Origin of the sequence: Pseudomonas chlororaphis, from assembly GCA_001023535.1 — a bacterium.
Classification (GTDB): Bacteria; Pseudomonadota; Gammaproteobacteria; order Pseudomonadales; family Pseudomonadaceae; genus Aquipseudomonas; species Aquipseudomonas chlororaphis_E.
On record CP011020.1, the window covers coordinates 3912843 to 3934973 of the forward strand.

A 22131-nucleotide genomic window follows, 5' to 3' on the forward strand; every position below is an offset into this window, starting at 1 on the left:
CTTAATGGATATCGGGATGATTCGCGGCCTGGGCACCGTCGTCGTGATGGTGGCTTTTATCGGCCTGGCCCTGTGGGTGTTCAGCCCCAAGCGCAAGTCGGAGTTTGACGACGCGACCTTGCTGCCGTTCGCGGATGATCCCGAAGCCATCAAGCACGTCGAGCAAGCTTCTAGGAGTAACAAAGAATGACTACGTTCTGGAGTCTGTACGTCACAGTCCTCAGCCTGGGAACGATCTTCTCCCTGACCTGGCTGCTGCTGTCGACCCGCAAGGGCCAGCGCAGCGAAGCCACCGAAGAGACGGTCGGCCACTCCTTCGACGGGATCGAGGAGTACGACAACCCACTGCCCAAATGGTGGTTCATGCTGTTCGTGGGCACCATCGTGTTCGCCCTCGGCTACCTGGTGCTCTACCCGGGCCTGGGCAACTGGAAAGGCCTGCTGCCAGGCTATAACTACCTGGACACCGAGAAACAGACCGCTTTCGCCAACGGCCAGACCGGCTGGACGGGCGTTCACGAGTGGGAAAAGGAAATGGCTCGTTCGGATGCCAAGTTCGGTCCGATCTTCGCCAAGTTCGCGTCCATGCCGATCGAAGAAGTCGCCAAGGACCCGCAAGCCTTGAAGATGGGTGGCCGCCTGTTCGCCTCCAACTGCTCGGTCTGCCACGGTTCCGACGCCAAGGGTGCCTACGGCTTCCCCAACCTGACCGACGCTGACTGGCGCTGGGGCGGTGAGCCGGAAACCATCAAGACCACCATCATGGGCGGTCGTCACGCCGTCATGCCGGGCTGGGCTGCCGTGGTCGGTGAACAAGGGGTTGCCGACGTGGCCGCCTACCTGGTCACCAGCCTGCACGGTCGCAAACTGCCGGAAGGCGCCAAGGCCGACCCGGCCAACGGCCAGAAGCTGTTCGCGGCCAACTGCGTGGCGTGCCACGGTCCGGCCGGCAAAGGCACGCCGGCCATGGGCGCCCCTGACCTGACCCACCCTGGCGCGTTCATCTACGGTTCGAGCTTCGCGCAACTGCAACAGACCATCCGCTACGGTCGCCAGGGCCAGATGCCTGCCCAGGCCGACCTGCAAGGCAACGACAAGGTCCACTTGCTGGCCGCCTATGTCTACAGCCTGTCCCACGGCGAAAAGGCTCCAGCCGCTGACGCCCAGTAAGGCTTTCGCCTGAAACACCAAAAGGCCCCGTCAATGCACATTGACGGGGCCTTTTCGTTCTCGGTGTCGCGAAACCTGTCCTGCTGCGCTTGTCGGCCATCGGCGCAAGTAGTAACGTGCCTACATTCAAGCTCAATGAGGGGCACCGCCATGTCCATCACCACACTCTCCAGCCGTGAATTCAACCACGACACAAGTGGTGCCAAAAAAGCCACCCGCGACGGGCCGGTTATCATCACCGACCGTGGCAAGCCGGCCCACGTGCTGCTAAGCATTGAGGAGTACCAGAAACTGACCGGCGTCAACGCCAGCATTGTCGAGTTGCTGGTCATGCCCGATGCGCCGGATATCGATTTCGAGACCGAGCGTGCCGTCATCACTCCCCGCTCGGTAGACCTGTCCTGAATGTTCTTACTCGATACCCACGTCATTTCGGAACTGCGCAAACCTCAAGCAAATAGAAACGTCCAAGCCTGGGCGCGCAGCGTTCCTGCCCCCAGCCTGTACGTCTCGGCGATTACCGTACTGGAACTGGAAACCGGCGTATCGCGCTTCGAACGCAAAGACCCCGCTCAAGGCAGCCGCTTGCGTGAATGGCTGGATAACCATGTGATGCCTGCGTTTGCAGGTAGAATCCTGACGATCGATCGCGCCGTCGCGCTGCGCTGCGCCCGGCTGCATGTACCGGACCGCTGCAATGAATGCGACGCGCTGATCGCCGCAACCGCGCTGGTCCACGGGCTGACCGTGGTCACCCGCAACGTGAACGATTTCCAGGGCAGCGGCGTGGCGTTGCTCAATCCGTGGTCAAGCTGAAATAACGTTACAACGGATCCTCAACTCATCGCCAAGGAGACAGGCGTAGTGATAGGTATAGACCCCTTCAAGCAAATGGCCGTCAAACATCCGGGGCTCCGGCATGTCTGACGCACTTTGGGCTGCCCGCCTGGGCGATGCGCTGGAACACACCTCGATGATGGCCGACATCCTCGGTGGTGTGCTCGAAGTAGCCGCGAACATCGCCATCACGGCCCTGGCCACCGCCGCCGTGGTGGCCGCCACGGGCATCACCGTGGCCACCGGTGGGCTCGGTTGCTTCCTGCTTGGCGCGGTGGTCGGTGCAGTGGTCGGCATCGCGATGAGCAAGACCGGAGCCGACAAAGGCTTGAGCAATTTATGCGAGGGCGTTGGCAACGCGCTCTTTCCGCCCACGGTGCAGGCCAACATCCTCACTGGCGCCACCAACACCCTGACCAACAACATCCCCGCCGCCCGCGCCGCCGGCGCCATCGAGTCCCATGTCGCACCCGCCGGCACCGAACTCGAGGAGCCGCAGCCCGAGCCCAGCTACCTGGACATGGCCGAGAGCTTCTTCTCGCAGATGTGGCGCCCCACCGTCGCCACGCCCGCGCCCGGCGCCGTACCCAAACCGCTGGACATGATCACCTGCCTGAAGCACCCGCCGATGCCGCCGCAGTTTTTGGCCGAAGGCTCGGACAAGGTCACCATCAACGGCCAGCCCGCCGTGCGCAGCGGTGACCGCAGCACTTGCGACGCCAAGGTTGTGTCATCGGGGCTGATTTCCCCTGACGTGACCATCGGCGGCGGTACCGTGGTGGTGCGCGAGATCCGCAGCGGCAAGACCCCGGGCGTGGGGCTGGCGGTCACGGCGCTGCTGATGCTCAAGGGCGGCAAGGGCAAGTTTTTCAGCAAGCTGCCGTGCATGCTGGCCGGTGCAGCGGCGTCGATGGCGGTTAGCAGCGCAATGGGCGCGGCAGCCAACGCGGCCATGGGTTCGTCGAATCCGGTGCACGCCGCCACCGGGGCCAAGGTACTGGGGCGCGATGAAGAGCTGGACTTCGTATTGCCCGGCATCCTGGCGATCGACTGGCAACGTTTCTACAACAGCCGCGACGAGCGCCGTGATACGTTGTTCGGCGCCGGTTGGAGTGTGGCCTATGAAGTCTGCGTGGAGATCCTCCCCCACCCTGACGGCGGCGAAACCCTGATCTACACCGACGAACAGGCCCGCCCTATCGACATGGGCGCGATCCCCTCGGGCGGCGCGGTGTTCAGCGCCGGCGAAGGCCTCGCCGTGCGCCGGCACGTCAACGGCCAGTTGTTGATCGAAAGCGACGACGGCCTGTACCGCCTGTTCGAGCCGACCCCGGGCCGGGCCGCGCTTCTGCGCCTGAGCCAACTGGGCGACCGCAACGACAACCGCATCCACCTCGACTATGACGACGCCGGACGCCTGGTGCGCCTGCGCGACACCTTCGACCTGGTGCAGGTCGAACTGATCCGCGAAGGCGAGCGTGTCACGCGCATCGAGCGCCTCTACCCCGACCAGTCGCGGGACATGCTGGTCAGCTACGCCTACGACGCGGCGAACAACCTCGCCGAAGTACGCGACGCCACCGGCCAGGTGCAACGGCGCTTCCGCTACGACGCCGAGCGGCGCATGGTGGAGCACCAACTGCCCACCGGCCTGCGCTGCTTCTACGAATGGGCGCTGATCGAGAACCAGGAATGGCGCGTAATCCGGCATTGGACCGACGAAGGTGACACCTATCAGTTCGACTATGACCTGGCGGCCGGTACCACGTGCATCACCGACAGCTTGCAACGCACCAGCACCCGCCACTGGAACAACCAGCACCAGATCATCCGTTCAACCGACAACCTCGGCCAGACCTGGCTGTTCGAGTGGAACGACGAACGCCAGTTACTCAGCGCCACCGACCCGCAGGGCGGCGGCTATGCCTTCAGCTACGACGAAGCCGGCAACCTGGTCAGCGAAACCGACCCCTTGGGCCGCAGCGATTCCACTCTGTGGCTCGAACACTGGGCCTTGCCGCTGGTGGACACCGACGCCGCCGGCAACGGCTGGCAGTATCGTTACGACTCGCGGGGCAACTGCATCGCCGAGACCGACCCGTTGGGCCACGTCACCCGCTACCGCTACGACGCCCACGGCCAGGTCATCGAGATCATCGACGCCACCGGCAAGCGTAAGAAGCTGCGTTGGAACCCGTTCGGGCAACTCGTCGAGCACATCGATTGCTCAGGCTACCCGACGCGCTTCAGCTACGACTCGCGCGGCTATCTGCAAACCATCACCGATGCCCTCGGCGAACGCACCCAGTTCAGCTATGACGCTCAGGGCCGCCTGCTCAGCAGCCAGTTGCCGGACGGGCGCACCGAGCATTACCAGCGCGACGCCGCCGGCCAGCTCACCGGCTACACCGACCCGGCCGGACACACCACGCTCTACCAACACAACCGCCGCGGCCAAGTGCGCCAGCGCACCGATGCCCAGGGCCGGCAGGTGCAGTTTGCGTACGACAGCTACGGACGACTGCAGGCCCTGGTCAATGAGAATGGGGAAAGCTATCGGTTTGCCTGGGATGCCGGGGATCGGCTGGCTGAACAGCGCAATCTCGATGGCAGCGTCAAACGTTACACCTACGACGCTCTTGACCACGTAACAAGAGTCGAGACCGTCGCAGCGCTGCGAAATGATCATCAACCCCTCGAAGAACCCATCGTCCAGCATTTGGAACGCGATGCGGTAGGCCGACTAATCACTCGACTCACGCCTGACGGACAGTCTCGGTACAGCTATAGCCCGCTGAACCAATTGATCGAAGCCGTCACTGCCAATAAAGATGGCGATGAACAGCGATTGGGCTTCGCTTATGACGCGTTGGGATATTTGATTGAAGAACAGAGTTCGACAGGGCTTTTGCAGCACCATTACGACGAACTCGGCAATCTCATCCGAACCCGACTCCCTGACGGTCGCTGGATTAACCGCCTCTACTACGGCAGTGGCCACCTGCATCAGATCAATCTTGACGGTCAAGTCATCAGCGATTTCGAACGTGACCGGCTGCATCGTGAGGTGATGCGCACGCAAGGCCAAATCCACACGCGTAGCGACTACGACCGTAGCGGACGCCTACGCAGTCGCCAACGCCGCCTCGCAAGCCCTTCTTCGCCGATGGCCAATGCCGAACAGATCCATTTTGAATTCGACCCCAGCGATCATCTTGTAGGACGCCTCGAACGACTGCCACAAGGTCAGCAACGTCAACTGCTGCACTACGACGCGACGGGACGAATCATGGCGAGCCAGGGAAGCCGCCAAGGACAGAATGAAACGTTCTCCTTCGATGCGGCTGCCAATCTCCTCGACGGCTCCCGGGGCGCAGCCGGACGGGTTATGCACAACCAATTGCTGACTTATCAGGATAAGCGTTATCGATACGACGGCTTCGGACGAATAATAGAAAAACGCAGCCAACGGCACGGGTTGCAACGATTCAGATATGACTCGGATCATCGTCTGATTGAGGTTCGAACGCAGAAAGTGGAGGGAGAAAGCGTCGTCAGGATGCGCTATGACCCCTTGGGCCGAAGGATTGGGAAAACTGAACATGACAGCAAAGGTCAACTCATCGCTTCCACGCGCTTCGACTGGGATGGTCTGCAATTACTAAAAGAGCAAAAAAGTGGCCTGACCAGCCTGTACCTCTACGCTGATAACGGTCACGAGCCCTTGGCAAGGGTCGATGGCATCGAAGAGAATCAACGCATTCGCCATTACCACAACGATCCCAATGGCCAGCCATACGCCTTGACGGAAAATGACGGGCATCCGCTGTGGCATGCCCGCTATCAAGTATGGGGCAACACTTTTGAGGAGGTGCGTGAACCGTATTACGTCGAAGAACAGAACCTTCGATTCCAAGGGCAATATCTGGATCGGGAAACTGGCCTGCACTACAACACCTTTCGCTTTTACGACCCCGACATCGGACGCTTTACTACGCCCGACCCTCTGGGCCTGACCGGTAGCCTTAATCTCTATCGCTACTCACCGAATCCGTTTACCTGGATCGACCCATTGGGGTTGAAAGAAAACGAGATTATCCGCTACATGGGCGAAAGCGAAACGGTTTCCTCAAAGGCCGCCAATGGCGGTAAAGGGGGCTTGGTACCGAATATCCGAGGAGAGAAGGCGGTTTGGGTCAATCAAGACAGCAACCCAGGATTCAACCCAGGCAATGAAAAATATCGAGTCGTCGCTACCGTCAACAATGAAGGGGTCAGCATGCTCAATAACCACAAAGATATCTCTACTGTTGACTATAAGGAGACCGGGTTGAAAGATGGCGTGCTTTCCAAAACGAATGAACCCAAGGCCAGAGGAATCGGTTTCCGGTTGTTGGATAAATTCAATAAAACCATCACGTCATTTCGTGTCGAGAAAAAAGGCCCGAATGGAAAGTGGAAGACATGTGGGTAAGGCTAAATGGACATATTCAACCTCCTCTCCTATAAGCTTGAAAATTTCCTGAACGCCCGCCCCTACCCTAAGGCGCTGGGCGCCATTTTCTATGAAGAAGACGAGCCCTCATTACTCCGAGTCGTGGCCAGGAAACGCAACGGCTCAGCCTTCAGCGTGAGCCGTTGGCACGATTTGTTTTCAGTAAGCGCTTTCGAAAAATCCATGGCGAAAATCGGTTTCACGGAATTGGATTGCTATGCCCTGCTTCTGGTTCTCTCACGCCTTGGTTACCTACTTGAGATCGACAACCGCCAACGAACCAACAAGGACTATTTTATTTTCTTCTACTTGATCCAGTTGATCAGCTTGAAGAACAGCACGATCGATTCCAATGCGCAACTCAGAAACCACATGTTCAGGTTCCTGCTCTTCGAGTTGAGCATCGACGACGAGGTGTATCGTCGGTTCAGCATCGAGGGTCATCAATTGATGATGACGACCGATGCCTTGGGGCCTGTGCCTTTTCTGAAGATCATCGACCTGGTCTACAGAACGATCAAGGCGGATGCCAGGAAAGAGCATGAGCTGTTGAGCCATTTGAAAAACTATCAGACAGCCGTTATCCGGTTACTGACCGAACCTGACGCAGACACTTATCGCTTCAAGCTCAATGACCGTCACAGCGAGCTCATGTATCCCGACCTTTTCCTGAACACTTATGCTCAGGACAGGCAGCGGGTACTCAACGCGTTGATTGATACAATCAACCCGCTCCAATCAACGGAAAACCTGTTCGTCTCGAACATGATTCTGATGAACTACTCCTTTCACATCCTGAAAAACCGACCCCGTGAACTCCTGAAACTGAAGAAATACGTCAATGATGAGGTGCTGTTTGGTAAGCTGCTGGAGGCCATCATCCTACGTCGCATGAGCGTCACCAAAGCGCTGTTCGAAAAAATCCCCACGGGTCATGACCTGTCTTTGCTAAATGACGACCCCGCTTCGTTCTACAACATCCTGTACAGGCAGTAAAATTGCGGCGATTTTAGCCAGGGCAGGCTGTACTTCCCCAAGCGAAGCATCTTCGTGGCTCAGCGAAGATCTTCCGGATGTACGCCACCGAAATTGTCCTGTTATCTCACTGACACAAACACTATCAATGCCACCGCCCTCCACTCTGGCACGCGTAAGTTCATCTCGCTAAAGTCGCCCCTGGAACAAATATCCATTATTCATAGAAAAGGATTTCCATGAAAAAACTGACTGACTTGAAACTTCTATCCGCTTTGTTAGTGCTCTACGGCGTGCCGGCCGCTCATTCATTGGCGGCGGATGTAGCACCCAGTGCTATCGTATTTGCCGCCAGCCCGAAGTACCCCTCCAGCGAAAAATCCGAAAACGGTGAGGCCGAATCGGCCAGCGATACGGCGTCCCGCTCCCGCTGGCTGATCGACGCGCAGTACACCAGCATCGCCGAGTTCCGTGCGCAATCAGGAGGACCCGCCGCGGTGCCTGTCATGATCAACGGCAACTTGACCCGGTCAGGTCAGGCCAGCGAGCGTTCTTATATCAAGACGGTTTTGCAGAACAAACTGAACAATAGCTACGACTACGGCCTGGGCAATCATGACTACGACTTCAATGTCGAAAGTTGCGCCAGTTGTGCGGCCGGAAGTGTCGACGACTTCAAAGAACGCTACTGGGGAAAAACCCGGAACATGGACTTGTCGGCCAGGGCTTCAGGCCTGACGAAAACCTGGTATGGAAGCCTGGCCTATGCCAGGGATTTTGGCGATGTGCACCTGGTTCAATTGCATAACCAACCCACGTATTCGGTGAATTTTTCCACCCACGCCGTGTTCAATACCACCGCCTACGAAATTACCGCGTCCCTCGATTGGCTGGAGCGCGACCTGCAACAGGCGCGCTCTCAGGGAAAAATCATTCTGTTGAGCCTGAACCAGCCGTTCCGCTGGCCAGTCCCGGTGGCTGAGATCACCCGTTTCAAGCAATTGATCGAGGATCATGGCGTGACCGCTGTATTTTCCGTCGATGGGAACAACAAGCCCGGGGCGCATCCGCCCAACTACACCTACGGCGACGTGCCTTTGTTCACCAGCGGCTCGGCTGTCCGGAAAACCTGGCTGCATGCCAAGCTCTCCGACGACAGGAAACACCTGACCGTGCACATCATTGCCGACAACGACTGGCGCAATCCTGTCGCCAGTCACACCGTTGAGGTCCGGTAGCCTTTCAAGCGGCGTCAAAGGGGGTTCCCATTGGCGCCGTCCGCCGCGGCTGGACGGCTATACTCGACAAGTCAATTGATCTGGATCATGACTTGTTACATCCGCTACACCATTCGACCCTTGCGCCCAACGCGACCAAAGGTCGCACCCTTGAGCTAGAGCGACAGGCGTATCATTGCGCCACTGCAACACCCCTTTGTGACCGTGGTCGGCACGTACTGGCCTTGGCACTTTTCCACTGCCGTGGGATGCATTTTGATGAGTAATCAGATTCCGGTACATGACGTCACCCCGCCTGCCAAGGACGCGAACAAAAGCGTCGACCTGTACGCCTCTCGGGAAAAAATTTACACCCGTGCCTTCACCGGCCTGTTCCGCAACCTGCGGATGGTGGGTGGAGCGGTCCTGTTCCTGCTGTACTTCGGTACGGTCTGGTTGAACTGGGGCGGCCACCAGGCCGTCTGGTGGAACTTGCCTGAACGCAAATTCTTTATTTTTGGCGCGACCTTCTGGCCCCAGGACTTCATCCTGCTGTCCGGGCTGCTGATCATTGCCGCCTTCGGGCTGTTTTTCATCACCGTCTATGCCGGACGAGTCTGGTGCGGCTATACCTGTCCGCAAAGCGTGTGGACCTGGATCTTCATGTGGTGCGAGAAGGTCACCGAGGGTGACCGCAACCAACGTATCAAGCTCGATAAGGCGCCCATGGGGGCCAACAAGTTCCTGCGCAAGTTCGCCAAGCACAGCCTCTGGCTGCTGATCGGCTTCGTCACCGGCATGACCTTCGTCGGTTACTTCACACCGATCCGCGAGCTGGTGTTCGAGTTTTTCACCGGCCAGGCCGACGGCTGGTCGTACTTCTGGGTCGGTTTCTTCACCCTCGCCACCTACGGCAACGCCGGCTGGCTGCGCGAACAAGTGTGTATCTACATGTGTCCTTACGCTCGTTTCCAGAGCGTGATGTTCGACAAGGACACCCTGATCGTTTCCTACGACCCGCGTCGCGGCGAAAGCCGTGGCCCGCGCAAGAAAGGCGTCGACTACAAGGCCCTGGGCCTGGGCGATTGCATCGACTGCACCATGTGCGTCCAGGTCTGCCCGACCGGGATCGACATCCGCGACGGCCTGCAGATCGAGTGCATCGGCTGCGCGGCCTGCATCGACGCCTGCGACAACATCATGGACAAGATGGATTACCCCCGCGGCCTGATCAGCTACACCACCGAACACAACCTGTCCGGGCAAAAAACCCATAAACTGCGTCCGCGCCTGATCGGCTACGCCCTGGTGCTGCTGGCCATGATCAGCTTGCTGGTGGCGGCGTTCTTCATGCGCTCGCTGGTGGGGTTCGACGTCAGCAAGGACCGCGTGCTGTACCGCGAAAACGCCGAGGGGCGGATCGAGAACGTCTACAGCCTGAAGATCATGAACAAGGACCAGCGCGACCACACCTACGTCCTGGAAGCTGCCGGCCTGCCCGACCTGAAGCTGCAAGGCCGGAGGGAAATCAAGGTCGCGGCCGGCGAGATCTTCAGCCAGCCGGTCGAATTGTCCAGCGCACCGGAGCAATTGCCATCGAGCACCAACGAGGTGACCTTCATCCTCAAGGATGCCGATGACGAAAGCGTTCACGTTGAAGCCAAGAGCCGATTCATCGGCCCACAAACTCGTTGAGAGAACTGAACATGCCTGCAGCAACCGCCACCAGCCCTTGGTACAAGCACCTCTGGCCGTGGATCATTATCGGGATCCTGACCTGTTCGGTGACACTGAGCCTGACGATGGTGACCATTGCGGTGAAAAACCCGGACAACCTGGTCAACGACAACTATTACGAGGCTGGCAAGGGTATCAACCGTTCGCTGGAGCGCGAATTGCTGGCCCAGACCCTGCAACTGCATGCCAACGTGCAACTGGACGACGTCACCGGCGAAGTGAACCTGCACCTGAACGGCAACAGCCGCCCGCAGACGCTGGCATTGAGCCTGATCTCCCCGACCCAACCGGAGAAAGACCGCAAGATCGTCCTGACCCGCAATGACAGCGAACCCGGTCGCTACGTCGGCCAACTGGCGGACAAGATCGAGGGCCGACGCTTTGTCGAATTGCTGGGGGTGGAGAACGACAAGACCTGGCGGTTGTTCGAAGAAGAACAGGTCAACCATGGCCAGGACATCCTGCTGGGCGATGAACCGCTGCAAGGCGCCGAAGACCTGAAGAAGTAAATCGCTTCTGGGTGGCGGGGTCGCGAAGCGGCCCCGTTCTTCGTCTGACCGGCTCATCCGACTACGACTGCTGCGCAGCCGAGCGGGAACAAGACCCTCGCCACAACAGCGCCCATAAACCCGCAAACGCCCCAGCCATAAAGGCCTTCATGCGACAACCATGACCACTCCCCAGCCCTGCTACCACTGCGCCCTGCCCGTCCCTCCCGGCAGCCGCTTCACCGCCGTTGTCCTGGGTGAAACCCGCGAGATGTGCTGCCCGGGTTGCCAGGCGGTGGCCGAGGCGATTGTCGCAGGCGGCCTGGAGAGCTATTACCAGCACCGTAGCGAAGCGTCGGCCAACCCCGAAACCCTGCCGGTACAGTTGACCGATGAGCTGGCGCTGTACGATCGCCCGGACGTGCAGCAGTCGTTCGTGCACCATGAAGGCGAGCTGGCCGAAACCACCCTGTTGATGGAAGGCATCAGTTGCGCCGCCTGCGGCTGGTTGATCGAAAAGCAACTGCGCAGCTTGCCGGCGGTGGCCGAGGCGCGGCTGAACCTGTCCAATCATCGCCTGCATGTGCGCTGGGCCGACGTTCAATTGCCGCTGAGCACGCTGCTGGCCCAGTTGCGCCAGATCGGCTACGTCGCTCATCCGTACCAGGCCGACCAGGCCAGCGAGCAACTGGCGGCCCAGAATCGCCTGGCCCTGCGCCAGTTGGGCGTGGCCGGCCTGCTGTGGTTCCAGGCGATGATGGCGACCATGGCCACCTGGCCGGAATTCAACATCGACCTGAGCCCGGAGATGCACACCATCCTGCGCTGGGTGGCCCTGTTCCTCACCACGCCCATCGTCTTCTATAGCTGTGCGCCCTTTTTCAAGGGCGCGATGCGCGACCTGCGGACCCGGCACCTGACCATGGACGTTTCGGTGTCCCTGGCCATCGGCAGTGCCTACATCGCCGGGATCTGGACATCGATCACCGGCGCCGGCGAGCTGTATTTCGATGCCGTGGGCATGTTCGCCCTGTTCCTGCTGGCCGGCCGTTACCTGGAGCGCCGGGCCCGTGAGCGCACGGCCGCGGCCACCGCGCAACTGGTCAACCTGTTGCCGGCCTCATGCCTGCGTCTGGCGGATGACGGCCAGAGCGAGCGGATCCTGCTCAGTGAACTGCGCAACGGCGACCGGGTGCTGGTGCATCCAGGGTCGGTGCTGCCGGCCGACGGCAGGATCCTGGAGGGCCAATCCAGCATCGATGAGTCACTGCTGACCGGCGAATACCTGCCCCAGCCACGCCAGGCGGGCGATGCGGTCACGGCAGGCACGCTCAACGTCGAAGGCGCCCTGACGGTGGAGGTGCTCGCGCTCGGCCAGGACACTCGCCTGTCGGCCATCGTGCGCTTGCTGGAGCGAGCCCAGGCCGAGAAACCGCGACTGGCGGAGATCGCCGACCACGCCGCCCAGTGGTTCTTGCTGTTCTCCCTGGTCGCCGCAGCGGCCATCGGCTTGCTGTGGTGGCAACTGGACGCGTCCCGGGCCTTCTGGATCGTGCTGGCGATGCTGGTCGCCACCTGCCCTTGCGCGCTGTCCCTTGCCACGCCGACGGCGCTCACCGCCGCCACCGGCACCCTGCACAAGCTCGGCTTGCTGTTGACCCGCGGCCATGTGCTGGAGGGCCTGAACCAGATCGACACGGTGATTTTCGACAAGACCGGCACGCTCACCGAAGGTCGCCTGGCGTTGCGTGCCATCCGACCGCTGGCCGCCCTCGACAGCGACCAATGCCTTGCCCTGGCCGCTGCCCTGGAAAATCGCTCCGAGCACCCCATCGCCCGCGCCTTCGGCCGCGCCCCCGTGGCCGCCGAGCACGTACAAAGCACCCCCGGGCTGGGCCTGGAAGGCCTGGTGGAAGAGCAACGCCTGCGCATCGGCCAACCCGGTTTCGTCTGCCAATTGAGCGGCGCAACCGTACCGACGATGCCGGACGAACCCGGACAATGGCTGTTGCTGGGCGATGCCGGCGGGCCGCTGGCCTGGTTCGTCCTGGACGACCGCCTGCGCGCCGATGCCCCGGCCCTGCTGGCCGCCTGCCAGGCCAGGGGTTGGCGGACACTGCTGTTGTCGGGCGACAGTTCGCCGATGGTGGCCAGTGTCGCCGCCGACCTGGGCATCGACGAGGCGCGGGGCGGCCTGCGTCCGGACGACAAGCTGGCGGTGTTGCAGCAGTTGCACCAACAGGGCCGCAAGGTGCTGATGCTCGGCGACGGCGTCAACGACGTGCCGGTACTGGCGGCGGCGGACATCAGCGTCGCCATGGGTTCGGCCACCGACCTGGCCAAGACGAGCGCCGACGCCGTGCTGCTGTCCAACCGCCTCGACGCCCTGGTCCACGCCTTCAACCTGGCCCGACGCACCCGCCGGGTAATCATCGAGAACCTGGTGTGGGCAGGCCTGTACAATGGCCTCATGTTGCCGTTCGCCGCCCTCGGCTGGATTACGCCGGTGTGGGCGGCGGTCGGCATGTCCATCAGTTCGTTGACCGTGGTGTTGAACGCGCTCAGGCTGACCCGTCAGCCCCGCACGCCAGTGTTCGACACCACGCCCGATACCCGCCCGCTGCCGGCCTGAGCCGCGCGGGCATGGAGTTCCCAGATGCCAGCTCTCTACGTGATGATCCCGGCCGCGCTGCTGATCGTGGCCATCGCCGTGTACATTTTCTTCTGGGCCGTGGACAGCGGGCAGTACGACGACCTCGACGGTCCGGCCCACAGCATCCTGTTCGACGACCAGGACCCTAATCACCAGGCCGCGGTGGACGAAGCCGACGGCCAGGCCCGCGGGCCGGACGACAAGGCCCCGCCTCATGCTTGACCTGGCACCCTTGCTGGTTTCGGCGGTGATCCTCGGCCTGCTGGGTGGCGGCCATTGCCTGGGCATGTGCGGCGGCCTGATGGGCGCCCTGACCCTGGCGATCCCCAAGGAACAGCGCAGCCGGCGCTTGCGGCTGCTGCTGGCCTACAACCTGGGACGGATCCTGAGCTATGCCTGCGCCGGCCTGTTGATCGGGCTGGCCGGCTGGGCCGTGGCCAACAGCCCGGCGGCGATGTTCATGCGGATACTGGCCGGCCTGCTGTTGATCGCCATGGGCCTGTACCTGGCGGGCTGGTGGAGCGGCCTGACCCGCATCGAAGGCCTGGGCCGCGGCTTATGGCGGTACATCCAACCCGTGGCCAACCGCCTGCTGCCGGTGTCGAGCCTGCCCCGGGCCTTGTTGCTCGGCGCGCTGTGGGGCTGGCTGCCTTGCGGACTGGTCTACAGCACCCTGCTGTGGTCCGCCAGCCAGGGCAATGCGCTGGACAGCGCCCTGCTGATGCTGGCTTTCGGTCTCGGGACCTGGCCGGTGCTGCTCGCCACCGGCCTGGCCGCCGAACGCATCACTGCCCTGCTGCGCAAACGCAGCGTGCGCCTGGCCGGCGGCGTGCTGGTGATACTTTTCGGCCTCTGGACACTGCCAGGGCCGCACCAGCATTGGCTCATGGGGCACTGACAGGATTCTCCGCCCCCCCTGTGGGAGCGGGCTTGCTCGCGAAAGCGGTCTAGCTGTTTCGGTAATGTTGGATGTACCGCAGCCTTCGCGAGCAAGCCCGCTCCCACAGAGGACGTGCAGCGGTCCTTGCCGGTCGCCCCCGTTGATGCAAATCAACACGCCCCGCCGTCCGCCCCCCTAGACTCCGCCCATGCCAGCCTATCCGGGGAACGCCCGCATGCTCGACGCCATTCGTTGGGACTCAGACCTGATCCGCCGCTACGACCTGGCGGGACCGCGCTACACCTCGTACCCGACTGCGGCGCAGTTCGGCAGCCAGGTGGGCACCTTCGACCTGCTCCACGCCCTGCGTGACAGCCGCAAGGCCCTGCGACCACTGTCGCTGTATGTGCACGTGCCGTTCTGCGCGAACATTTGCTACTACTGCGCCTGCAACAAAGTCATCACCAAGGACCGGGGCCGTGCCCACGCCTACCTGCAACGCCTGGAGCAGGAAATCCAACTGATCGGCTGTCACCTGGACCCGGCCCAGCGGGTGGAGCAGTTGCACTTGGGCGGTGGCACCCCGACCTTCCTCAGTCACGACGAACTGCGCCAACTGATGGGCAAGCTGCGCAAGCACCTGAACCTGCTGGACGACGATTCGGGCGACTACGGCATCGAAATCGATCCCCGGGAAGCCGACTGGTCGACCATGGGGCTGTTGCGGGAGCTGGGTTTCAACCGGGTCAGCGTCGGCCTGCAAGACCTCGACCCCGCCGTGCAACGCGCGGTCAACCGCCTGCAAAGCCTGGACGAAACCCGCGCCGTGATCGAAGCCGCGCGCACCTTGCAGTTCCGTTCGATCAACATCGACCTGATCTACGGCCTGCCCAAGCAGACCCCGGAAAACTTCGCCCGCACCGTCGAAGAAGTCATCCACCTGCAACCGGACCGTCTGTCGGTGTTCAACTACGCCCACCTGCCGGAACGCTTCATGCCCCAACGGCGCATCAACGGCCAGGACCTGCCCAACCCGGAGCAGAAACTGGCGATGCTGCAAGGCACCATCGAACAACTCACCGCCGCCGGCTACCGCTACATCGGCATGGACCACTTCGCCCTGCCCGACGACGACCTGGCGATCGCCCAGGAAGAAGCCACCCTGCAACGCAACTTCCAGGGCTACACCACCCACGGCCATTGCGACCTGATCGGCCTCGGCGTATCGGCCATCAGCCAGATCGGCGACGTGTATTGCCAGAACAGCAGCGACCTGGCCCATTACCAGAACACCCTCGCCGACGGCCAACTGGCGACCAGCCGCGGGTTGATCTGCAACGCCGACGACCGCCTGCGGCGCGCGGTGATCCAGCAGTTGATCTGCCATTTCGACCTGACCTTCGCCGACATCGAGCACGCCTTCGGCATCGATTTTCGCGCCTACTTCGCACCGCTGTGGCCGCAATTGCTCAGCATGGCGCAGGACGGCCTGATCGAACTCGACGACCACCACATCGCCGTGCTGCCCGCCGGACGCCTGCTGGTGCGCGCCGTGTGCATGGTTTTTGACGCCTATCTGGAGCAGCACACCCGACAAAGATTCTCCCGCGTCATCTAAGCGCGACAATTTGACGGTAAAACCACACTGGCCCAACCCCCTGTGCTGGGGTACCCTTACGGCCTATGTGTGTTTTCCCACAAGGATTTAAGAAATGTCCGAGCCAGTCAAACTGCGCGCCCACAACCAGGCTCATTGCAAGGATTGCAGCCTGGCCCCCCTCTGCCTGCCACTTTCGTTGAACCTGGAGGACATGGACGCGCTGGACGAGATCGTTAAACGGGGACGCCCGTTGAAAAAAGGAGAATTCCTGTTCCGCCAGGGCGACACCTTCGATTCCGTCTACGCCGTGCGCTCGGGCGCTTTGAAAACCTTCAACCTGAGCGATGGCGGCGAAGAACAGCTCACCGGTTTCCACCTGCCCAGCGAGCTGGTCGGCCTGTCAGGCATGGACACCGAGAGCCACCCGGTTTCGGCCCAGGCGCTGGAAACCACTTCGGTGTGCGAAATCCCATTCGAACGCCTCGACGAACTGGCGCTGCAATTGCCGCAGTTGCGTCGCCAGTTGATGCGGGTGATGAGCCGGGAAATCCGCGACGACCAGCAGATGATGCTGCTGCTCTCGAAAAAAACCGCCGACGAGCGCATCGCCACGTTCCTGGTGAACCTCTCCGCACGGTTTCGCGCCCGGGGCTTTTCGGCCAACCAGTTCCGCCTGAGCATGTCGCGCAACGAAATCGGCAACTACCTGGGCCTGGCGGTGGAAACCGTGTCCCGGGTCTTCACCCGCTTCCAGCAGAACGAATTGATTGCCGCCGAAGGCAAGGAAATTCACATCCTCGACCCAATCCAGCTCTGCGCCCTGGCCGGCGGCTCGATCGACGGTTGATGGACGAGCGCGGCTGAGGGATTGCCCCAGCCGCGCTATACTGCCGCGTTTGCAGCCCTGCCAGGACACTTCGACGATGGTCTTCGATTCCTTCGACATCAAATCCCTGATCCGCCCCGTGATCGACTTCCCCAAGCCGGGCGTGATCTTTCGCGACATTACCCCGCTGTTCCAGTCCCCGACCGCCCTGCGCCTGGTGATGGACAGCTTCGCCCACCGCTATGTCGAGGCCGAGTTCACCCACATCGGTGCGATGGACGCGCGCGGCTTCCTGATCGGCTCGATCCTGGCCTATCAACTGAACAAACCGCTGGTGCTGTTTCGCAAGCAAGGCAAGCTGCCAGCGGACGTGCTGGCCGAGGGTTACCAGACCGAATACGGCGAAGCCTTCCTGGAAGTGCACGCCGACAGCCTGTGCGAAGGGGACTCGGTGGTGATGTTCGATGACCTGATCGCCACCGGCGGCACGCTGATCGCCGCCGCCAACCTGATCCGCCGCATGGGCGCCAAGATCCACGAGGCGGCAGCGATCATTGACCTGCCGGAACTGCTGGGCTCCCAGCGCCTGGAAGACATGGGCATCCCTACGTATTGCCTGACGCAGTTTTCCCTGAGCGAACGCTAATCGACTGTGGGAGCGGGCTTGCTCGCGAAAGTGGTGTGTCTGCCAGATAAATGTGGCTGATCCACCGCTTTCGCGGGCAAGCCCGCTCCCACAGGAGTTTTCGGGTGTTTGTCAGAGGGTAATCGGCTTGCGCCCGGCAAACGAGTGCGCCAGCGTCCCGCCGTCCACCAACTCAAGCTCCCCGCCCAGCGGCACGCCATGGGCGATGCGAGAGGCGATGAGGCCCTTGTTGTTCAGCAGTTGGGCGATGTAATGGGCGGTGGCCTCACCTTCGACCGTGGGGTTGGTGGCGAGGATGACTTCGGTGAACGTGCCCGCCTCGTCGATGCGCGCAATCAATTGAGGGATGCCGATGGCTTCCGGTCCCAGGCCATCGAGGGGCGACAAATGCCCCTTGAGCACGAAATAGCGCCCGCGGAACCCGGTCTGCTCCACCGCGTACACATCCATCGGCCCTTCCACGACGCATAACAGGCTGTCGTCCCGGCGCGAATCGGCGCATTGAGGGCACAGGTCATCTTCGGTGAGGGTGCGGCACAAACGGCAATGCCCGACCCCCTCCATGGCCTGGCTCAGGGCCTGGGCCAAACGCAAACCGCCACTGCGATCACGCTCGAGCAATTGCAACGCCATGCGCTGGGCAGTTTTCTGACCTACACCCGGCAAGGTTCGCAGGGCATCGATCAGTTGGCGAATCAAAGGGCTGAAGCTCATCGAGGAAATGTCCGACATGACAACGAGACGCGGTTTATACCCGCGCCTCCGATTAGCGTCAAATACTCAATCCTGAGCGACCCGTACCACCAACTTGCCGAAGTTGCGTCCTTCCAGCAGGCCGATGAAGGCTTGCGGCGCATTTTCCAGGCCATCGACCACGTCTTCGCGGAACTTGACCTTGCCGTCCCGGACCCAGGGCGCCATGGCGCTGATGAACTCCGGCTGCCGGTCACCGTAGTCGTCGAACACGATGAAGCCCTGTATCCGCACGCGCTTGGTCAGCAACGTCCGCTGCAATTGCGGCAAGCGATCCGGGCCACTGGGGGGCTGATGTTCGTTGTAGGAGGCGATCAGGCCACAGAGTGGAATCCGTGCCTTGGCGTTGAGCAATGGCACCACGGCATCGAAGACCTTGCCGCCGACGTTTTCGTAATAAATGTCGATGCCCTTGTCACAGGCCTGGGCCAGCTCTTCGGCAAAATGTTCGCTGAGGTGATCGATACAGGCGTCGAACCCGAGCTCGTCGACCACGTACTTGCATTTCTCATCGCCGCCGGCCACGCCGACCACACGCAGGCCCTTGATCTTCGCCACCTGGCCGACCACCGAACCAACGGCACCCGAGGCTGCCGCCACCACCAGGGTTTCCCCGGCCTTGGGTTGGCCGATGTCCATCAGTCCCATGTAGGCGGTCATGCCTGGCATGCCCAACACGCCCAGGGCCATCGACGGACTGGGCAGCCCGGACGGGACAGGGATCACGTTGCGTCCGTCGCTGATGCTGTGGCTCTGCCAGCCCGTGGCCCCGACCACCAGGTCGCCCTCCTGGAATTTCGGATGCCGCGAACGCTCCACGCGACTGACCGCCCCACCCGTCATCACCTCGTCGATTTGCACCGGCGCCGCGTAGGAAGGCGCATCGCTCATTCGCCCACGCATGTAGGGGTCCAGGGACAGGAATAGGGTCTTGAGCAAGATTTGTCCGTCCGCCAGGTCAGGCAACGTCACTTGCTCGATGCGAAAGTTCTCCGCGGTGGGAGCCCCCTTGGGACGGGACGCGAGGACGATGCGCTGGTTGGAGGTCGATGCTTGTGACATGGAAGCGTCTCCTTGATCGTTGAGTGAACAGCTATAGGGAGCAGACCATTGCCGGGGGTTTGGCGTTCGATGTTTGTTCGCAGGGCCCCCTTCGCGAGCAGGCACGCTCCCACAACGATGCCCGCTGCGCAGCAGAAACAAAAATGCCAGGCGCGATGCCTGGCATTGTGTGTAGCCCATCCCGAACGGGATGGCGAATCAGAACGGCAGTTTCATGCCCGGTGGCAGTTGCATGCCAGCGGTCATGCCGGACATCTTGTCCTGGCTGTTGGCTTCGATCTTGCGCACCGCGTCGTTCACGGCAGCGGCGAACAGCGCTTCGAGCATTTCCTTGTCATCTTCGCTCAGGCCTTCGACCACGCTCGGGTCGATGCTGACGCGCTTGATGTCATGGCGGCCGGTCATGACCACGGTCACCATGTCGCCGCCGGACTTGCCGGTGACTTCGGCGTTGGCCAGCTCTTCCTGCATCTTGGCCATTTTTTCCTGCATCTGCTGCGCCTGCTTCATCAGGCCGGCCATGCCACCTTTCATCATGGGAATCACCTCGAAAGTACTTGGGTAAACAAAGCGCCGGCCCGTTCGGCCGGCGCCCTCAGTTATGAGCCCTGGGTGACCGGGGCCTCGACAGGTTCGATAGTATCGTGACGCACCACCGCGCCGAACTGTTGCATCATCTGCTGGATGAACGGATCACCGTGGATCGACTCCTCGGCCTCGCGCTGACGGTCGGCACGGCGACGGGACGCGGCCTGGGCCGGGGTTTCCTGCTCAGGTTTGATCAGCTCGATGCTCAGCGTCAGGGTGCGCTGGTGGTACTGGTTCAACGCCTCGTTCAGGCGACGCTGTTGGGTGGCGTTGAACAATGCGCTGTGGGCCGGGTCCAGGTGCAGCAACCAGTGGTCCCCTTCCACGGAAATCAATGTGCAGTTGGCGGCGATGCTACCGGTCATGCCGGTGATCGGCAGTTTCGGGAACAGCTCCAGCCATTGCAAGGCCAGCCCGGTGGCCGGCATTGCCGCCGGTTCCGGTTCAGGCTCGGGAGCCGGCTCGGCGGCATGCTCGCTGGCCAGCTCGTCCAGGTAGCTGTAGGCCGAGTCCAGGTCCGGCTCGATGTAGTCTTCGTCCAGCGGCGGTTCGTCATCCAGGTCCATGCCCGGCGTGGCGATCGCGACGTCGGCCACTGTCGGCTCCGGCACCGGGGCGGCGACCCACTCGGGCGCCTCGGGCACCACGCTGTCGGGTGTCGGCAAGGGCATCGGCGGCAACTCGGGCTGCTCGGCGACGGTTTCCAGTACGGGCTCCACCGCTGGCTGCTGGACGATGGGCGGCTCGACCGGGTCGTTCCAGGGCAAATCGATCACCGCTTCGGCGACTGGCTCGGGTTCAGGCTCAGGTTCGGCCTCGAGCACTGTCTCAGGCTCGGGCGCGGCAGGTGCGACGACCGGCGTCGGGACCGGGGCCGGCGCTGGCGGAGCAGAAGCCACTGCCGGCGCAACGACGGGCGCGGCAGCCACTGGCTTGGCGGAATCAGCTGTGGCCTGGCTGATCCCCACTGGCTTTAGCGGTTGCCTCGGGGCGTCCGCCGTGTCGGCCGGGCGGAACGCGAGCATCCGCAGCAGGACCATTTCGAAGCCACCGCGCGGGTCCGGCGCCAGGGGCAGGTCGCGTCGGCCGATCAGGCCCATCTGGTAGTAGAACTGCACGTCTTCGGCCGGCAGTGCCTGGGCCAGGGCCAGCACCCGGTCACGGTCGCCGTGGCCGTTGTCGACGCCTTCTGGCAAGGCCTGGGCGATGGCGACCCGGTGCAGCACGTTGAGGATTTCCGAAAGCACGCCACTCCAGTCCGGGCCTTGCTCGGCCAAGTGACGCACGGCTTCGAGCAGAGCCTTGGCATCGCCTTCGATCAGCGCCTGCAACACGTCATAGACCTGGCCATGATCGAGGGTGCCGAGCATGGCCCGCACATCGGCCGCCATGACCTTGCCTTCGCCGAACGCAATGGCCTGGTCGGTCAGGCTCATGGCATCGCGCATCGAGCCATCGGCGGCGCGACCGAGCAGCCACAATGCATCGTCTTCGAAAGGCACGTTCTCCACGCCCAGGACGTGGGTCAGGTGCTCGACCACCCGCTCCGGGGTCATGTTCTTCAAGGAGAACTGCAGGCAACGGGACAGGATCGTCGCAGGAAGTTTCTGCGGGTCGGTGGTCGCCAGGATGAACTTGACGTAGGGCGGCGGCTCTTCGAGGGTCTTGAGCAACGCGTTGAAGGAATGACTGGAGAGCATGTGCACTTCGTCGATCAGGTAGACCTTGAAGCGCCCACGGCTCGGGGCGTACTGCACGTTATCGAGCAGCTCGCGGGTGTCCTCGACCTTGGTGCGACTGGCGGCGTCGATCTCGATCAGGTCGACGAAACGGCCTTCGTCGATTTCCCGGCAGACCGAACACTCGCCACACGGGGTCGAAGTGATACCGGCTTCACAGTTCAGGCATTTGGCGATGATCCGCGCGATCGTGGTCTTGCCCACGCCACGGGTTCCGGTAAACAGGTAGGCGTGGTGCAGCCGCTGGCTGTCCAAGGCATTGATCAGAGCCTTGAGCACATGGGTCTGGCCGACCATTTCGCGGAACGAGCGCGGACGCCATTTACGTGCAAGAACCTGATAACTCATCGAAAACCGTCGCAACGAAGGAACATAAGCGGCTAATGCTAGCGGAGCAGGGGCGAAATTGCATCCGGTGCGCTCGTCTAATATGTCTAAGCTTGGGTCTGGGGCTCGGTTGTCGAC

General features: G+C 61.9%; 18 protein-coding genes and 1 pseudogene. 15 read left to right on the forward strand and 4 right to left on the reverse strand.

The genetic code is table 11. The features are described 5' to 3' along the window. Positions 1–4 precede the first annotated feature (4 nt). From VM99_17300 to VM99_17370, 15 genes and pseudogenes are all read left to right on the forward strand, one after another. Positions 5–190, forward strand: a complete 186-nt coding sequence (locus VM99_17300) for a cytochrome oxidase (GenBank protein AKJ99741.1) — start codon at positions 5–7, stop codon at positions 188–190. Then, a complete protein-coding gene (locus VM99_17305; protein ID AKJ99742.1) occupies positions 187–1170 on the forward strand; it encodes a cytochrome Cbb3 in 984 nt (327 codons plus the stop codon). The genes VM99_17300 and VM99_17305 overlap by 4 nt, the downstream gene beginning before the upstream one ends. A gap of 150 nt (positions 1171–1320) precedes the next feature. Then, positions 1321–1575: a prevent-host-death protein gene (locus tag VM99_17310; GenBank protein AKJ99743.1), complete on the forward strand. Its 255-nt coding sequence runs from the start codon at positions 1321–1323 to the stop codon at positions 1573–1575. After that, complete coding sequence (locus tag VM99_17315; protein ID AKJ99744.1) at positions 1576–1986, forward strand: twitching motility protein PilT; 411 nt, start codon at positions 1576–1578, stop codon at positions 1984–1986. It abuts the gene before it with no gap. 103 nt (positions 1987–2089) lie between these two features. After that, positions 2090–6091 (forward strand): annotated as a pseudogene (locus VM99_17320) (type IV secretion protein Rhs). Positions 6092–6487: 396 nt separating this feature from the next. Next, positions 6488–7498 (forward strand): hypothetical protein, encoded by a 1011-nt coding sequence (locus VM99_17325; GenBank protein AKJ99745.1) that lies wholly within the window; start codon positions 6488–6490, stop codon positions 7496–7498. Between the two features lie 218 nt (positions 7499–7716). Then, a complete protein-coding gene (locus VM99_17330) occupies positions 7717–8715 on the forward strand; it encodes a phosphoesterase (GenBank protein AKJ99746.1) in 999 nt (332 codons plus the stop codon). A gap of 258 nt (positions 8716–8973) precedes the next feature. Next, positions 8974–10389 (forward strand): (Fe-S)-binding protein, encoded by a 1416-nt coding sequence (locus VM99_17335; protein ID AKJ99747.1) that lies wholly within the window; start codon positions 8974–8976, stop codon positions 10387–10389. Positions 10390–10400: 11 nt separating this feature from the next. Then, on the forward strand, positions 10401–10940 hold the full coding sequence (locus VM99_17340) for a membrane protein (protein AKJ99748.1): 540 nt from the start codon (positions 10401–10403) through the stop codon (positions 10938–10940). 160 nt (positions 10941–11100) lie between these two features. After that, positions 11101–13551, forward strand: a complete 2451-nt coding sequence (locus VM99_17345; GenBank protein AKJ99749.1) for a carbonate dehydratase — start codon at positions 11101–11103, stop codon at positions 13549–13551. A 24-nt stretch (positions 13552–13575) separates the two neighbouring features. After that, on the forward strand, positions 13576–13794 hold the full coding sequence (locus VM99_17350) for a cytochrome oxidase maturation protein Cbb3 (GenBank protein ID AKJ99750.1): 219 nt from the start codon (positions 13576–13578) through the stop codon (positions 13792–13794). Beyond that, the gene (locus tag VM99_17355; GenBank protein AKJ99751.1) at positions 13787–14470 is read left to right on the forward strand and encodes a cytochrome biogenesis protein; all 684 of its coding nucleotides are present in this window, start codon (positions 13787–13789) and stop codon (positions 14468–14470) included. The genes VM99_17350 and VM99_17355 overlap by 8 nt, the downstream gene beginning before the upstream one ends. Before the next feature lie 217 nt (positions 14471–14687). Beyond that, positions 14688–16070, forward strand: coding sequence for a coproporphyrinogen III oxidase (locus VM99_17360; GenBank protein AKJ99752.1), 1383 nt, complete (start codon positions 14688–14690; stop codon positions 16068–16070). A gap of 94 nt (positions 16071–16164) precedes the next feature. Then, positions 16165–16899, forward strand: coding sequence for a transcriptional regulator (locus VM99_17365; protein ID AKJ99753.1), 735 nt, complete (start codon positions 16165–16167; stop codon positions 16897–16899). 76 nt (positions 16900–16975) lie between these two features. After that, positions 16976–17524: an adenine phosphoribosyltransferase gene (locus tag VM99_17370; protein AKJ99754.1), complete on the forward strand. Its 549-nt coding sequence runs from the start codon at positions 16976–16978 to the stop codon at positions 17522–17524. Positions 17525–17635: 111 nt separating this feature from the next. On the opposite strand, the gene recR is transcribed toward VM99_17370, so the two are convergent. From recR to VM99_17390, 4 genes are all read right to left on the reverse strand, one after another. Then, positions 17636–18238 (reverse strand): recombination protein RecR, encoded by a 603-nt coding sequence (gene recR, locus VM99_17375; protein AKK01785.1) that lies wholly within the window; start codon positions 18236–18238, stop codon positions 17636–17638. A gap of 66 nt (positions 18239–18304) precedes the next feature. Continuing rightward, positions 18305–19339, reverse strand: coding sequence for a 2-alkenal reductase (locus VM99_17380; GenBank protein ID AKJ99755.1), 1035 nt, complete (start codon positions 19337–19339; stop codon positions 18305–18307). A 198-nt stretch (positions 19340–19537) separates the two neighbouring features. Next, complete coding sequence (locus tag VM99_17385; protein ID AKJ99756.1) at positions 19538–19876, reverse strand: nucleoid-associated protein; 339 nt, start codon at positions 19874–19876, stop codon at positions 19538–19540. Between the two features lie 62 nt (positions 19877–19938). Beyond that, a complete protein-coding gene (locus VM99_17390) occupies positions 19939–22014 on the reverse strand; it encodes a DNA polymerase III subunit gamma/tau (protein AKJ99757.1) in 2076 nt (691 codons plus the stop codon). Positions 22015–22131: the final 117 nt, after the last annotated feature.